Source organism: Streptomyces sp. DSM 116795 (assembly GCF_055792905.1).
The window spans coordinates 6812021-6826555 of record NZ_CM147707.1 but is presented as its reverse complement, the minus strand read 5'-3'; the positions used below and the strand labels follow the sequence as shown (position 1 = coordinate 6826555).

Annotated in this window: 11 protein-coding genes and 1 pseudogene; 4 read left to right on the top strand and 8 right to left on the bottom strand. The window is 72.7% G+C overall.

Annotation, left to right across the window (positions count from 1 at the left end; genetic code table 11):
* Nucleotides 1-28 precede the first annotated feature (28 nt).
* On the bottom strand, nucleotides 29-2152 hold the full coding sequence (locus ACSMXX_RS29575) for a glycoside hydrolase family 3 N-terminal domain-containing protein (protein WP_473185028.1): 2124 nt from the start codon (nucleotides 2150-2152) through the stop codon (nucleotides 29-31).
* A gap of 487 nt (nucleotides 2153-2639) precedes the next feature.
* On the opposite strand from ACSMXX_RS29575, the gene ACSMXX_RS29570 reads away from it, so the two are divergent.
* Nucleotides 2640-2996 carry a DUF6332 family protein gene (locus ACSMXX_RS29570; protein WP_473181717.1) on the top strand — a complete coding sequence of 119 codons (357 nt, stop codon included), beginning with the start codon at nucleotides 2640-2642 and terminating at the stop codon, nucleotides 2994-2996.
* A gap of 109 nt (nucleotides 2997-3105) precedes the next feature.
* Here ACSMXX_RS29570 and ACSMXX_RS29565 read toward each other — a convergent pair whose 3' ends face one another.
* The 3 genes from ACSMXX_RS29565 to ACSMXX_RS29555 all read right to left on the bottom strand — a co-directional run bounded on the left by ACSMXX_RS29565 (nucleotide 3106) and on the right by ACSMXX_RS29555 (nucleotide 6221).
* Entirely contained in the window at nucleotides 3106-3771 is a 666-nt protein-coding gene (locus ACSMXX_RS29565) for a response regulator (protein ID WP_473181716.1), read from the bottom strand.
* Nucleotides 3768-5237, bottom strand: coding sequence for a sensor histidine kinase (locus ACSMXX_RS29560; RefSeq protein ID WP_473181715.1), 1470 nt, complete (start codon nucleotides 5235-5237; stop codon nucleotides 3768-3770). Before ACSMXX_RS29560 ends, ACSMXX_RS29565 begins: the two co-directional genes overlap by 4 nt.
* A 240-nt stretch (nucleotides 5238-5477) precedes the next feature.
* The gene (locus ACSMXX_RS29555; protein ID WP_473181714.1) at nucleotides 5478-6221 is read right to left on the bottom strand and encodes a TetR/AcrR family transcriptional regulator; all 744 of its coding nucleotides are present in this window, start codon (nucleotides 6219-6221) and stop codon (nucleotides 5478-5480) included.
* 152 nt (nucleotides 6222-6373) lie between these two features.
* Here ACSMXX_RS29555 and ACSMXX_RS29550 point away from each other — a divergent pair.
* Nucleotides 6374-6826: pseudogene (locus tag ACSMXX_RS29550) on the top strand (nitroreductase family deazaflavin-dependent oxidoreductase); the annotation flags it as partial.
* Between the two features lie 137 nt (nucleotides 6827-6963).
* Here the strand turns inward: ACSMXX_RS29550 and ACSMXX_RS29545 are convergent.
* Nucleotides 6964-8163 (bottom strand): geranylgeranyl reductase family protein, encoded by a 1200-nt coding sequence (locus ACSMXX_RS29545; protein WP_473185027.1) that lies wholly within the window; start codon nucleotides 8161-8163, stop codon nucleotides 6964-6966.
* Nucleotides 8164-8526: 363 nt separating this feature from the next.
* On the opposite strand from ACSMXX_RS29545, the gene ACSMXX_RS29540 reads away from it, so the two are divergent.
* Nucleotides 8527-9954: a M20/M25/M40 family metallo-hydrolase gene (locus ACSMXX_RS29540; protein WP_473181713.1), complete on the top strand. Its 1428-nt coding sequence runs from the start codon at nucleotides 8527-8529 to the stop codon at nucleotides 9952-9954.
* Nucleotides 9955-10021: 67 nt separating this feature from the next.
* Here the strand turns inward: ACSMXX_RS29540 and ACSMXX_RS29535 are convergent, their stop codons facing one another.
* Both ACSMXX_RS29535 and ACSMXX_RS29530 read right to left on the bottom strand, forming a co-directional pair.
* Nucleotides 10022-11059, bottom strand: a complete 1038-nt coding sequence (locus ACSMXX_RS29535; protein WP_473181712.1) for an NUDIX hydrolase — start codon at nucleotides 11057-11059, stop codon at nucleotides 10022-10024.
* Between the two features lie 189 nt (nucleotides 11060-11248).
* Nucleotides 11249-11833: a TIGR03086 family metal-binding protein gene (locus ACSMXX_RS29530; RefSeq protein WP_473181711.1), complete on the bottom strand. Its 585-nt coding sequence runs from the start codon at nucleotides 11831-11833 to the stop codon at nucleotides 11249-11251.
* A gap of 77 nt (nucleotides 11834-11910) precedes the next feature.
* On the opposite strand from ACSMXX_RS29530, the gene ACSMXX_RS29525 reads away from it, so the two are divergent.
* On the top strand, nucleotides 11911-12864 hold the full coding sequence (locus tag ACSMXX_RS29525; RefSeq protein ID WP_473181710.1) for a DUF6597 domain-containing transcriptional factor: 954 nt from the start codon (nucleotides 11911-11913) through the stop codon (nucleotides 12862-12864).
* 691 nt (nucleotides 12865-13555) lie between these two features.
* Here the strand turns inward: ACSMXX_RS29525 and ACSMXX_RS29520 are convergent.
* A complete protein-coding gene (locus ACSMXX_RS29520) occupies nucleotides 13556-14491 on the bottom strand; it encodes an ROK family protein (RefSeq protein ID WP_473181709.1) in 936 nt (311 codons plus the stop codon).
* Nucleotides 14492-14535 lie beyond the last annotated feature (44 nt).

Here is a 14535-nt window from a genome sequence, read left to right as displayed (position 1 = left end):
CACGTTCGCGCGCGGTACCGCCGGAGGCTCAGGTGAGCGTGAGCGTCGTGCTCAGCTCCGCCTCCGAGCTGCCGCCCGCGTAGATCCCGAACTCGCCCGCCTCCACGAGGAGTTCGCCCCGCGGGTCGTTGCTGTGGAAGCCGAGGTCGTCGGCGCCGAGTTCGAAGGCGACCGTGCGGCTCCCGCCTGCTTCGAGCGTGACCCGTTCGAAGCCGCGCAGCCTCCGCACGGGCTGCGCGATGCTTGCGGCCTTGTCGCGGATGTAGAGCTGCACGACCTCGTCCCCCGCGCGGCGGCCGGTGTTCTTCACCCGCACCGTGACCCTGACCTTCGCGCCGCCGTCCCGTACGGCCTGTGCGCTCACGCTCTTCTCGCTCAACTCGAGCCGCGAGTAGCCGAACGTGGTGTAGCTGAGCCCGTGCCCGAAGGGGAAGAGCGGCCCGTGCGCCAGGTCGAGGTACTTGGAGGTGTACTTGTTGTCCGCGTCATAGGGACGGCCGGTGTTCTCGTGCGCGTAGTACTGGGCGAGCTGCCCCACAGCCCGCGGGAAGGTCGTCGGCAGCTTGCCGCCCGGGTTGACCTTTCCGAAGAGCACGTCCGCGACGGCGTTGCCGCCCTCCAGTCCGGGGTGCCAGCCCTCCAGGACCGCCGGTGCTTGCTCCACGATGCCGGAGAGCACCAACGGCCGGCCCGCGAGGACCACGACGGCGAAGGGCTTGCCGGTCTGCGCGACCCGGCGGATCAGTTCCTCCTGGACGCCGGGGAGTGTGATGTCGCTGCGGGAGGCGGCCTCGCCGCTGTGGCTCGCCTTCTCGCCCACCACCACGACGGCGGCGTCCGATGCCCGTACGGCCGCCTCGGCCTCCTTGAAACCACCGGTCTCGTCGCCCGTGACGTCACATCCGCGGGCGAAGGTCACCTTCGCGTCCGGAACGGCCTTCTTCACGCCCTCCAGTACGGAGACGGCGGGGAACTTCCGCGCGCCGGGCCCGGCCCAGGTGCCGTGGAGCTCCTGGGTGTCGTCGCCCAGCGGTCCGACGACGGCGAGCGAGGAGGTGTCCTGGCCGAAGGGCAGGGTCTGTTCGTCGTTCTTGAGCAGCACCGCGCAGCGGGCGGCGGTCTCCCTGGCGTGACGGCGGGCGGACCTGGTCGGCTTGCCGATCTCGCCGTCCTCGTCGGTGTACGGGTTCTCGAACAGGCCGAGGCGCGCCTTGATACGGAGGATGCGCGTGACGGCGTCGTCCAGCCGCTGCCGCTCGATCCGGCCGGACTCCAGAAGCTCTTTGCCGTTGTCGGCGTAGGTGGTGCTGACCATCTCCATGTCGACGCCGGCGCCCAGGGCGAGCGCCGCCGCGTCGGCGTCGTCGGCGGCGACGCCGTGCGGAATCAGCTCCTGCACGCCGTTGTAGTCGCCGACGACGAAGCCGTCGAAGCCGAACTCCTCGTGGAGGATGCCGGTGAGGGTGTGCCGGTTGGCGTGCGCCGGAACGCCGTTGACGGTGTTGAAGGCGGCCATCAGTGTCGCCACTCCCGCGTCGACGGCCGCCTTGAACGGTGGCAGCGCGAGGTCGCGCAGCCGCCTCTCTGAGATGTCCACGGTGTTGTAGTCGCGGCCTCCCTCGGGGAAGCCGTACCCCACGAAGTGCTTGGCGCAGGCGGCGAGGCGGCCCTTCTCCGAGTAGTCCTCGCCCTGGTAACCGCGTACCTTCGCCGCCGTCAACTCCGCCGTCAGATACGGGTCTTCGCCGCTGCCCTCGGCGATCCGCCCCCAGCGCGGCTCACGGGTGACGTCGGCCATCGGCGCGAACGTCCAGTGCACGCCCCACGACGCCGCCTCCCGCGCGCTGACTTCGGCGTCCGTGGCGACCACGGCGGGGTCGAAGGAGGCGCCTTGTGCGAGCGGTACGGGAAAGGTCGTCAGGAAGCCGTGGATGACGTCGAGTCCGAAGACGAGGGGGATACCGAGCCGCGACTCCTCGACGGCCAGCCGCTGGAGGTCGTTGCACTCCTTGGCGCCTGTGATGTTGAGAACGGAGCCCAGCCGCCCTTCGGCCGCGGCCTCTCGCGCCTTGTCGTTCTGGCCTTCGCCCGGACCCGTGTCGGGGTTCCAGGTCAGCTGCTGCAGCTGGCCGAACTTCTCCTCGACGGTCATGCGTGCCAGCAGCTTCCGCACCCGGCGCTCCGTTCTGGCGTCGACGCGCTCGCGGGCGACGGCGGTTGAGCGGCGCGCGGCACGTGTGGACTCGGCGTCCGCAGCGGTCTCCCCGGCCGGAGCGGCAGCGGCGGGAGTGGCCGCGAGCGCCGGGAGCGACGCGGACGAAGCGACGACGGCCGCCCCTGCGGAAGCCCTGAACACGCTGCGACGGCTGAGGTTTCCGGCCACTCGGGTCTCCTTCGAAGTGCGTGCCGACCTGGGTCACTTGGATCTTGCCGGAGTGCAGTCAATCCGCCGCCGCAGAGGCGGTCAAGGGACGAAAAGGAAAGCGGCGCGAATTTTTGGAAGCGCATACATGACTGCCTTGCCCCGCCCTGCCCTCCTCTCCGGAACCGTGTGTGTACGCGGGCGCGTGTGCAGGGGCATGACAGGGAAGGCCCTCAACGGGGCTGCGGACAGCGGGGACCGACGAGGGGGCACAGCGGTGAACGGCACACGCACACAGGCAGAACGGGACGCCGTGACGGTGGAGATCGGCTTCGCACTGCTGACCGGAACCCTGCTGGCGGGGCTGTGCGGCCTCTTCTTCTGGGGAGCCCATGCCCTGCTTCCGCTGCCGGACGGGCGCGTCTGGCTGACGCTCGCGCTGAGCACCTCGGCGACCGTCTTCGTCGCGCGCGTGCTGTACGTGCTTCTGCGTGCCCCTTCCGGCAGAGCGCCGGAGCACGGGGCACCGGACGAGCCTGGCCCTGAGGGCGAGTTCGGCATGGACGGGCCAGACGGGGCGGAGGGGACGGACGGGGCGGACAGCACGGACGGCACGCCCGGCGGGCGCTTCTGAACGGTGCTGCGGGGTGCGCAGAGTGCGGAGGGTACGGGGGCACCGGGTCGGCGCTGTGCGGCACTGAACTGGCCGTGCCGGACGGCGCGTTCCGCGGCCCTGCAGCGGATCAGCCGAGCCAGCCGGGGCGTACGAGCCCGGACTCGTAGGCCAGCACCACGAGTTGGGCGCGGTCACGCACCCCGAGCTTGACCATCGCGCGGCTGACATGCGTCTTGGCGGTCAGCGGCGAGACGACCAGACGGCCGGCGATCTCCTCGTTCGACAGTCCGATGCCCACGAGCGCCATCACCTCCCTCTCCCGCTCGGTGAGTCCGGCCAGCGCTTCGGCCTGGGCGGGCGCCTTGGAACGGGCCGCGAACTCCGCGATCAGCCGCCGTGTGACGCTCGGTGAGAGCAGCGCGTCCCCCTCGACGACGGCGCGTGCCGCCCGTACCAGTTCCTCGGGTTCGGTGTCCTTGACGAGGAAGCCCGAGGCTCCGGAGCGGATCGCCTCGAAGACGTACTCGTCCAGCTCGAACGTGGTCAGCATGACGACCTTCACCTCGGCCAGCGTGGAGTCCTCGCAGATGCGGCGCGTGGCGGCGAGACCGTCGAGCACGGGCATGCGGATGTCCATCAGGACCAGATCCGGGCGGAGTTGGCGCACCAGCTCCAGGGCTTCCTCGCCGTCGGCGGCCTCCCCTGCCACCTCGATTCCGGGCTGGGCGTCGAGCAGGGCGCGGAATCCCGCACGTACCAGCGACTGGTCGTCGGCGAGCAGGACGCGGATCACGGTGACTCCTTCGCTGGGGGCGGCGACACGCTACCGCTGCCGGTCAGTGGCAGACGCGCGGTGACACGGAATCCGCCGTCACCGCGCGGTCCCGCCTCGGCGCTTCCGCCGAGCGCCGCTGCCCGTTCGCGCATTCCGACGAGGCCGTTGCCGCCGGTGGTGATGCCGCCGGAGCTCCCGCTGCCCTCGCTCCCCACCGCCGGGCCGTCGTCGTCGATGTCGATGCGGAGTTCGCCGGGCCCGTAACGCAGACGTACGCGCGCCGAGCGCGACCCGGAGTGCCGTACGACGTTGGTCAGCGCCTCCTGGATGATGCGGAACGCCGCCAGATCGGCGCCGGGCGGCAGTGGCGTCACGTCGCCCTCGGTCGCGGTGGTGACGTCCAGGCCGGCGTCGGCGGCCTGAGCGGTCAGCTCCGGGAGACGGTCGAGTCCGGGCGCGGGGGCGCGCGGGGCGTCACCGGACGCGCGCAGGGTGTCGAGCACCTGGCGCACCTCGCCGAGGGCCTCCTTGCTGGCGCTCTTGATGGTCGTGAGAGCCGTACGGGCCTGTTCGCGGTCGGAGTCGAGCAGCGCGAGACCCACACCCGCCTGAACGTTGATCACCGAGATGCTGTGGGCGAGTACGTCGTGCAACTCGCGAGCGATGCGCAGCCGTTCCTCGTCCACGCGGCGGAGCTCGGCGGCCTCCTCCTCGGCGCGGCGGCGGACCCACTCCTGGCGCCGGGTGCGGGCGAGTTCGGCGGCCGCGAGGACGGCCGCGATCCAGGCGGCGATGAGGAGTTCGCCCTGCCAGCCGGGCGCCTGGTCGCCCGCGGGCGGCAAGTGGTCGCGCAGCACGTATCCGGCGAGCAGATGGGCCGCCCAGACCAGACCCAGGGCGCCCCAGGCCGCGTGCCGGTGTCCTGCGACGACGGCTGAGAAGGCGGCAACGGCCAGGCTCAGGAGGACGGGCCCGTACGGATATCCGGCGCAGAGGTACACGATCGTCGCCACCGCGCTGCCGAAGGCGGCGGTACGGGGCCGGCGGTAGCGCACGAGCAGCAGCAGCGGACCCACGGCCAGCAGCAGGCGCGCGTAGACGTCGAGCGAGGTCCGCAGGCCTTCCTGGCCCGCGGCGGCACCCTGCGAACCGGCCTGCTGGATGACGAGCACGACGAAGGAGCTCAGCCACGGCAGATGACGCCGCCCGGAACCCGGCCAGGGGCCCCGGCCTCTCCACCACGGCGGGCCCCAAGGGCCGGGCGGGCCCGGCGGACCCCAGTGCCCGGCTGCGTGCGGGCCGCGCGCGTGCGGGGCGCGCACGTACGGGCCGCCGGAGAGCGGGCCACCACCGGTGTGCGGACGACCCGAGTTCCGGGCATCGGCCTGGCGGCCGGTGGAGCAGGCGCCGCCGGCGCGCATGCGGAGCCGGCCCGGCAGGTCCAGGATCGGACGGGCGGGCTTCCAGTGCGGGCGGCGCTTCATGTCCGCAACGCTAGCCGCGCGGTGCATCACCCGTAGTCAGCCTGTGGCGGGCCTCGCGGCTACTCCGCGGGGAGTAGCCACGGGGCAGCTGTCCCGTGCGCGGGGCGTTCGAGGTACGGGGCGGGGCCCGAGGTGTGGGGCGAGGCCCGAGCTGTGGGGCGAGGCCCGAGCTGTGGGGCGAGGCCCGAGCTGTGGGGCGAGGCCCGAGCTGTGGGGCGGGACCCGAGGTGTGGGTAAAGGTCAGGCGAGGCCCACGTTGCGGGCGAGAGTGACGGCGGCGTGATCGAAGAACTTCTCCCGCGCCGCGACGACACGTTCGAACTGGCCGAAGACTTCGAAGCTCACCAGCCCGGCCAACTGCGCCCAGACGGCGACCAGTTCGGCCACGACCGGTGCGGGCAGGCCGATGCCGAGGCGCTCCGCGAGCTCGCGTGCGTCCTCCAGGACGGGTGCCGGAGCGGCGGCTGCGGCCGTCGCGGCGGGGTCGGGGCCCCGCACCGTTCCGTCCGATCCCGGCACCCTCAAGGCACCGGCGGCGTACGCGTCGGCGGCGACAGTGACCAGTGCCCGGGCCGCGCGGGTGGCCGGGACTGTGGTGGACGCCGGAGCCGCGTAGCCGGGGACGGGCGAACCATAGATGAGGGCGTACTCGTGCGGGTGTGCGAGGGCCCACGACCGGTGGGCGCGGCAGACGGCCTGCCAGCGGGCGATGTGCGAGTCGGCCTGCGCGGCTGACGCTTCGAGGGCCGCTTCGGTGGCGTCGCCGAGCGCGTCGTAGGAGTCGGTGATGAGGGCGGTGAGCAGGTCGTCGCGGCCCGGGAAGTAGCGGTAGAGCGCCGACGAGACCATTCCCAGGCTGCGGGCGACGGCTCGCAGGGAGAGTCTGGCCGCACCCTCGGCGGCGAGCTGTCGGCGTGCTTCGTCTTTGATGGCGGTGGTGATCTCATCGCGTGCGCGCTCCCGGGCGCCCTGGATCCTGGTCATGGACGCAGTCTGCCAGTTCTTTCGGAGCACTGAACACTTTTCAGAGCACTGCTCTGGAATTTGCGCACCGCTCATGTAACACTGCTCTTAATTGAGAGCAGTGCTCTCCCAGCTGAGAACCACTCACCCCCGTCCGGGAAGGATCACCCGCCATGACCACCACCCCGCATGTCGTCAGACCCGACTGGCTCACTCGCCGCGTCCTCAACCCCACGATCGCCTGGCTGACCCGGCGCGGCATCAACGTGGCCGGCTCACGGGTGCTCGCCGTACGGGGCCGCAAGAGCGGCGAGTGGCGACGCACGCCCGTCAATCCGCTTCCGTACGGCGGCGAGCGCTATCTCGTCGCCCCTCGCGGTCATGTCCAGTGGACGCACAACATGCGCGCCGCGGGCGGCGGCGAGCTGCACAAGGGCAAGCACGTCGAACACTTCAGCGCGGCCGAACTGCCCGACGCGGAGAAGCCGGAGGTCCTGCGCGCCTACCTCGCGAAGTGGAGCTGGGAGGCCGGCACGTTCTTCAAAGGACTCAGCGCCCGGTCCACCGACGCCGAACTGCTCGCCGCCGCGCACGATTACCCCGTCTTCCGGATCACGGCCGCTGCCCCGCCGGGTTCGGGCGGCGGCGACTCCCACGGCACGGACGGCACAGGCGACACAGGCGGCACCGACGGCACAGGCGGCACCAACGGCTCGGGCTCTGCGAACCGCGCCTGACACCGCGGCCCGGAAGACACGTACCCCTACTGCGGCCGGTCCAGTGTGTCCAGGGCCCGCCGCGCCACGGGGCTCGTACGGACGACCTCCGCCAGCGAGGTCGCACCGCGGGTGAACTGCGCGAAGACGTTCCAGGCGGGGCGGAATCCGGTGAGTGCGGCGTGCAGCATGCCGGGGCGGCGTGAGAAGACGTTGAACATGCGCCGCCCGACGCCCATTTCGACTCCCAGGCCCGCCTTGACGGCGAAGGCGTAGTCGAGCGTCTGCCGGCGGGTGTCCACGGCGTCATGGGACTCGGCGACGCGTACGGCCCACTCCCCCGCCAGCCGGCCGGAACGAAGTGCGAAGGAGATCCCCTCGCGCGTCCATGGCTCCAGCAGCCCCGCGGCGTCACCGCACACCAGCACGCGGCCCCGGGAAAGCGGTGAGTCGTCCGCGCGGCACCGGGTCAAGTGCCCGGAGGAGACACTGGGTTCGAACCCGGCGAGTCCGAGCCTGCCGACGAAGTCCTCCAAGTAGCGCTTGGTGGCGGCGCCTTCGCCGCGGGCCGAGATGACACCGACAGTGAGGGTGTCGCCCTTCGGAAAGACCCATCCGTAACTGCCGGGCAGCGGGCCCCAGTCGACGAGCACCCGGCCCGCCCAGTCCTCGGCGACGCTCGCGGGCACCGGGACCTCCACCTCCAGGCCCAGGTCGACCTGGTCCATCTTCACGCCGACGTGAGCGCCTATCCGGCTCGCGCTTCCGTCGGCGCCGACCACCGCCCGCGCGAGCACGGGCCGTTCCGCACCGGAGAGCACCACGGCGACGGTACGGCGGTCGGGCACGGAGGCGCCGTGCTGTTCGACCCGGGTCACGGTCACGCCCGTGCGTACGCGGGCGCCCGCCTTGACCGCGTGCTCGACCAGCGACTCGTCCAGTTCCGAGCGGTTGACCAGACCGAAGAGCATCTGCCGGGAGCGCCGGGTGCGCGAGAGCCTGCCGTTGAGGGAGAAGGTCACCGCGTGCACGCGGTCGCGCAGCGGGAGATCGAAGCCCGGGGGCAGCGCGTCGCGCGAAGGGCCGATGATGCCGCCACCGCAGGTCTTGTAGCGCGGCAGTTCGGCCTTCTCCAGCAGCAGCACCCGGCGTCCGGCGACGGCCGCCGCGTACGCGGCGGAGGCACCGGCGGGCCCCGCGCCGACGACGACCACGTCCCAGACCGGGTCGTCGGCCTGCGGGCTCAGTGCGTCGTCCGGGACGGGTTCATCCGCGTGCGCCCAGGCACCGTCGCCGCTGCCTCCCGCACCGTCCGGGACGTGCGAACCGCCCCTGCTCTCCGGCCCCTTCGGCCCTCCGCCCCGGGACTCCTCCGCGCTCCTCCCGGCGTCGCCCCGGCCCTCTGCCCCGGTTGCGTCCTCGCTGCTCACGATGTGCTTCCGCTCCGCTCGACCTCGGCTTGGTGTGGCCGGTCGAATACTACGGCGCCGCTCGGGCGGGGCCCGCTGTGGGAGGATCATCGGCGACTTCAGGGCATGTCCGCCGCACGTGCGCCGTACCCGGACACAGCGCGGCGGACGGCCGAACACCGCGCCCACAAGGAGCGTTTCATGACCCTCAGCCCGGCTCGCGGGGACGAGCAGCAGCCCGCCGGCGCCCACCGTACCGACGACAGCGGCGGCGGCACCGAAGCGATCGCGGCAGCCGTCTCCGCCGGCATGCCGCGTGCCCGGACCGAGCTCGCCGAACTGGTCGCCTTCCGCTCGGTCGCCGATCCCGGGCAGTTCCCCAGGAGCGAGTGCGAGGGCGCCGCGCGCTGGGTCGCGGACGCCCTGCGCGGCGAAGGCTTCCAGGACGTGGAGGTGTTCGGCACACCGGACGGCACCGAGTCCGTCTACGGTCTGCTGCCGGGCCCGGAAGGCGCACCGACGGTGCTGCTCTACGCCCACTACGACGTGCAGCCGCCGCTGGACGAAGACGCCTGGCACACGCCGCCGTTCACGCTGACGGAGCGCGAGGGACGCTGGTACGGACGCGGGGCCGCCGACTGCAAGGGCGGAATCCTCATGCACCTTCTGGCACTTCGCGCACTGCGGGCCGAGGGCGGACTGCCGGTAACGGTCAAGTTCATCGCGGAGGGCTCGGAGGAGCAGGGCACGGGCGGCCTGCAACAGTACGCACAGGCGCACCCCAGGCTCCTCTCCGCCGACACCATCGTCATCGGCGACACCGGCAACTTCCGCGCCGGCCTGCCCACGGTGACCGCCTCGCTGCGCGGGATGTCCGGGCTCCAGGTCACGGTGGAGACGCTGGAGGGCAACCTGCACTCAGGCCAGTTCGGCGGCGCCGCACCGGACGCGCTGGCCGCCCTCATCCGCATGCTCGACTCGCTGCGCGACGCCGACGGCGGCACCGTCATCGACGGCGTCCGGCCTGGCCCCGGCTGGGACGGCCTGGAGTACCCGGAGGAGGACTTCCGCGGCGACGCACGCGTGCTCGACGGTGTCTCCCTGACCGGCTCGGGAAGCGTCGCGGACCGCATCTGGGCGCAGCCCTCGGTCTCCGTGCTGGGCATCGACTGCCCGCCCGTGGTCGGCGCCACCGCCTCCGTGCAGGCGAGGGCACGGGCTTCCGTCAGCCTGCGGGTACCGCCGGGCGCGGACACGGAGAAGATGACCGCGCTCCTCGTCTCGCACCTGGAGTCGCGCACTCCCTGGGGCGCACGCGTGACCATCGAACGGACGGGGCAGGGCCAGCCTTTCCGCGCGGACACCTCGTCTCCGGCGTACCGGGCCATGGCCGTGGCGCTGAGCACCGCGTACGACGGGCAGGAGATGCAGATCGCCGGGCAGGGCGGCTCCATCCCGCTGTGCGACACCCTCGCCTCGCTCTACCCGGAGGCGGAGATCCTCCTGATCGGGCTGAGCGAACCGGCGGCGCAGATCCATGCGGTCAACGAGAGCGTCTCACCTGAGGAGTTGGAGCGGCTCTCGGTCGCGGAGGCGCTCTTCCTGCGGGAGTACGCGGAGCGCACCTGAACGCTCCACGGCGCACCAACGCCCTGTCCGCCGTCAACGACGGCGCGGCCAGGACGTTGTCCGGCCCCTACGCGGCGTCGCGCCCGTCCCCGACCGGGACGCCCGCCTCCAGGTAGAGGGGGCGTCCCGTCTCGCGGGCCCGCAGGGCGCCGCGCAGCCTCTCCAGACGTACGGGCGGCAGAAGCCCGGCGGCCTCGGCCTCGGTGACGAAACGCCAGCCGCGCAGCTCCGCGCCGGGCAGCAGCATCCGGTCCGCTTCCTCCGCGGCCAGGCGGCCGCCGTCGAACAGGAGGCGGATCCCGCCGTATCCGGGAGGACGGGGCGGCTCCCAGTCGGTGACGAGCAGCCGCGGGGCCGACTTCAGCCGCAGTCCCAGCTCCTCGGCGACCTCCCGTACGCCCGCACGCGCGGGCGCCTCGCCCGGCTCGACGACGCCGCCGGGGAACTCCCAGCCCGGTTTGTAGGTCGGGTCGACGAGCAGCACCCTGTCCTGCTCGTCGAAGAGCAGGACTCCCGCGGCGACGGTCTCGGCCGTCGGCTCGGGAGTCTGCACGATCTCCAGGGTCCCGGCGCCCTCGCGCAGGGCGCCCGCCACCTCTTCCGCCGTCTGCCGCGGCGTGAGCCGCGAGGTCTCCACCGTGTGTGCGTCGGCGGTGAGCCAGCCCAGCGCGGCCCGGTAGGCGGGCAGCTGCCCGCGGCACCAACTCCGGTCCGGGCGGTTGCCGGTGTCGTCGGACTGGTCGATGCGTGTCCGAAGGATCGTTTCATCCGCGTGGAGAAGAACGTGGCGCACCGGTATCCGGCGGGCGGCGAGCGCGCCGAATATCTCGTCCCGGTACTCCTGCCGCAGCAGCGTCATGGGAACGATCAGCGGACCCGGCACCTCGGTGAGCAGCGCTGCGGCGGTGTCCGCCACGAGGCGCCGCCAGGAAGGGAGTTGCTGGTAGTCGTCGACCTGAGCGAGCCGTTCCTTGGGGAGCATGTCTCTCAGCCCCGTGCCGATCAGGGCCGGGTCGCACAGGGTGCTCCCCGGGATCAGATCCAGGAGTTCGTGCGCCGCGGTGGTCTTGCCCGCGCCGAAGGCGCCGTTGAGCCACACGATCACGGTCGGTTCCCCCTCTGCCGTCGCCCCCCGTTTCACGCTGCCCGCTCAACCCTGCCACGGAAACGCGCGGGGGCGGCGCCGTCGCAAAACCCTGGCGCACGCGGCGGATTTCACCACTGTGCGACGGTGCGGCCCGACCGGAAGACCCACGAACGGGGACGATGGGGACGACAGGGACGACGGGGATGTTCAGGCCGTCACGGGCGGACGCCAGCCGGGGTCGCGGCCGCTGAGCGCGAGGAGTTCGTCGAAGACGGACGCGTCGTCCGGCACGGGGAAGGGCTCACCGAAGACGTTCATCTTCCGCCCCATGGGAGCCAGTTCCCGCCAGCCCTCCAGGAGCACCGGAAGACTCGGCTCGTACGGAGTGAAGTCCTGCCCGGTGGCACGTGCGAGGTCCCAGGCGTGCACGGTGAGATCGCCGAGCACCATTCCGCCGACGGTGCGCTGCGGCAGCCCCATGCCCTGCGAGGTGCCCTCCAGCGCGCCCGGTGCCGCCCAGGCGTCCACCAGGCGCGCGGTCTCCTCGTCGAAGCGTGCCCGCCAGTCGTTCCCGCCGTCCACGTAACCGGGTGTCGTGGAGAAGTCGGCGGTGCCCTTCGCGGCGAGGGCCTGGAAGCTCACCACGACATGCATGAGGTGGTCGAGCAGAGCCCGTACGTCGTACTCGCTGCACGGTGTCGGATCGCCCAGCTGTCCCTCCCGCACTCCGCGCACGACGGGGCGTGCTGTGCGGGCGGCGCCTTCCAGCAGTCCGGAGATTTCGTTCGTCATGTCCGGAACGCTACGGCGGCGGTGCACGCCCCGGATTGAAGAAACACGACACCCCGGGCAGGCATAGGATCGCCGCCATGGCAGGTCAGCACGGCCGGGACGGCGGGCCGGGCCCCGGACAGCGGCGGACCGGGTCCGCGTACGGGTCCGCGTACGGCGCGGATTCGCCTCGCGGCGACACCCGGGGCATCGTCGACGCGGGCGAGCTCTTCTCGCGTGTGCGCTTCCGGCGCCGTGCGGCCGCCGCACCGCTGCGCCCGTACGTGGAGCACTACTGGCTGATCGACTGGGACCTGGAGCGGCCCCACCTCTCCCAGGTCGTGCCGCACCCCTCGGTCAACATCGTCTTCCAGCGCCACGGTGCGGGGCCGTCCGGCGCCGAGGTCGCGGGCGTGGGGCTGGGCCTGTTCTCGATCACGCTGGAGGGTACGGGCCGGGTGTGCGGCGTCCAGTTCCGTCCCGGCGGCTTCCGGCCGTTCCTCACCCGCCGGGGCCGCGGGAGCGTGGGAGAGCTGACGGGCCGGAGGGAGCCGCTCAGCGAGGTCTTCCCAACCACGGACGGCGTCCCCTCCGTCCCCGCCACGGTGCTCACACCCGGCGAGGAGGACGAGAGGGTCGAGGCGCTGGACACCTTTCTGCTCGGCCTCGGCCCGGAGCCGGACCCCGGCGCCGAGCGTGCGATGGAGCTGGCACATCTCGTACGGACGGACCGCGGCATCACCCGCGTCGAGCAACTCGCCCGCCGCGAAGGGGTGTCGGTGCGTTCGCTGCAGCGGCTCTTCGCCAACTGCGTGGGTGTGAGCCCCAAATGGGTCATCCTGCGCTACCGCATCCACGAGGCGCTGGAGCAGGCCGCCGGGCATCCGGACATCGACTGGGCGCGACTGGCCGGCGAACTCGGCTACAGCGACCAGGCGCACCTCGTACGGGACTTCACCGGCACGGTCGGGCTCCCGCCGGCGGAGTATGCGCGCGCCGCCGGCGGACCCGCCTCGCATCCGGGCTCCTCACCCGGGTCCGCGTCTCAATAGGCCGCCCCCGTGCGCTCTGGCTCCCCTCACGCGGGCTCCCCTCACACGGCCGGCACCGTGGAGGGCCACCGGGGACGGCTCCGCTTCGCCGTGCTCGGCCGGTCCGAGTGTGGCCGGGCGAGACCTCTGCTTCCCCCAGGCTCCCCGGCAGCAGCGCTGCTCACGGCGCTGCTGCTGCGCGAAGGCCGCACCGTGACGGCGCCCGAACTGATCGACGCCGTCGGGGGGAGAGAACCCACCGGAGGCAGCGCGACGTCCCGGCGACGCTGCCGACGAGGCGGAGCGAGCGGTGACACTGCTGCGCAGATGCGGGGAGCTGTGGAGCGCACGGACACAGACCGTGCTGGGCCGGGCCCCGCACGGCACGGGCGAGACCGGGCGTGCGCGGGGTGCCGGCGGGAGGCGCTGGCCGTGTGTGAGCGGCTGGGCTCCCACGACACCGAGGAACTTAGGGCCCTGCTCGACGGGCACGGCTCGGACGGCCCGCCCCGAGAACCCGCGGTGGCACGGCGCCTCGCTGGCCCCCCTGCTGCCTTACCGGCCCTGCCCCTCCCGGACCTGCCCGGCCCTGCGGCATGCCATGCGGCGGGGTCATGCACCCGCAATGCACCGGGTCGTGCGCGGTGCCCGGTCCGGAGCTCCCGGCTCGCGCGCGGGAGCGGTGCGCGGTGCGCGGTCAGCGGTGCGCCCGTCAGCGATAGCCCAGATTCCGGCAGGCCGCCGCCGCTCCGATCAGTCCGGCGTCGGTTCCCATCTGCGCCGGCACGATCTCCAGCCCCTGTACGAACGACAGCGTCGCGTAGTCCCGCAACGCACGGCGCAGCGGCGCGAAGAGAACCTCGCCCGCCTTCGCCACTCCCCCGCCGAGCACCGCTATCTCGACCTCCACGAGCGTGGCGGTGGCGGCGATCCCGGCGGCCAGTGCGCGGGCCGCGCGCTCGAACGAGGCGGCGGCGACGGCGTCGCCGTCCCTGGCAGCGGCAGCGACGGCGGCGGCGGACGCGTCACCGTCCGGGCCCGGGCGCCAGCCCCGGTCCAGGGCGCGACGGGCGATATTGGGTCCGCTGGCGATGCGTTCGACGCAGCCGCGCCCGCCGCAGGGGCAGCTGTCACCGTCCAGGTCGACGCTGATGTGGCCGATGTGGCCCGCGTTCCCGCTGGGGCCGGGGTGCAGTTCGCCGCCGAGGATCAGCCCGCCGCCGACGCCGGTGGAGACCACCATGCACAGCGCGTCCGTACGCCCGCGTGCGGCTCCCTGCCAGTGCTCGGCCGCGGCCATCGCCACGCCGTCGCCGACGAGGGTCACCGGCAGCCCGCCCGTACGTTCGCGGACGCCCTGGACGAGTGGATACTCGCGCCAGCCCGGGATGTTGACGGGAGAGACCGTGCCCGCCTTGGCGTCGACCGGGCCCGCGCTCCCGATGCCCACGGCGCGGACGCCGGACCACATCGGGGACGTGGCGAGCTCCTTCAGGACCTCGCCCAGGGCGGCCATCACCTGCTCACCCTCCCCGTGGGGCGGCGTCGGACGCTGTGCCCGCAGAAGCAGGCCGCCGCCGCAGTCCACCAGAGCGCCCGCGATCTTGGTGCCGCCGATGTCGAGGGCGGCCACGAGGTCCGTGTGCATGGGTGATGTTCTCCCGGGGAGGGGCCGGAGACCCGCCCCCGGCC

Excerpts from the sequence above, each read along its gene's own strand:
- ACSMXX_RS29560 (WP_473181715.1), bottom strand. The coding sequence starts at position 5,237 with ATGAAGCGCCGCCCGCACTGGAAGCCCGCCCGTCCGATCCTGGACCTG.
- ACSMXX_RS29555 (WP_473181714.1), bottom strand. The coding sequence starts at position 6,221 with ATGACCAGGATCCAGGGCGCCCGGGAGCGCGCACGCGATGAGATCACC.
- ACSMXX_RS29540 (WP_473181713.1), top strand. The coding sequence starts at position 8,527 with ATGACCCTCAGCCCGGCTCGCGGGGACGAGCAGCAGCCCGCCGGCGCC.
- ACSMXX_RS29530 (WP_473181711.1), bottom strand. The coding sequence starts at position 11,833 with ATGACGAACGAAATCTCCGGACTGCTGGAAGGCGCCGCCCGCACAGCA.
- ACSMXX_RS29575 (WP_473185028.1), bottom strand. The coding sequence starts at position 2,152 with ATGACCGTCGAGGAGAAGTTCGGCCAGCTGCAGCAGCTGACCTGGAAC.
- ACSMXX_RS29520 (WP_473181709.1), bottom strand. The coding sequence starts at position 14,491 with ATGCACACGGACCTCGTGGCCGCCCTCGACATCGGCGGCACCAAGATC.
- ACSMXX_RS29525 (WP_473181710.1), top strand. The coding sequence starts at position 11,911 with ATGGCAGGTCAGCACGGCCGGGACGGCGGGCCGGGCCCCGGACAGCGG.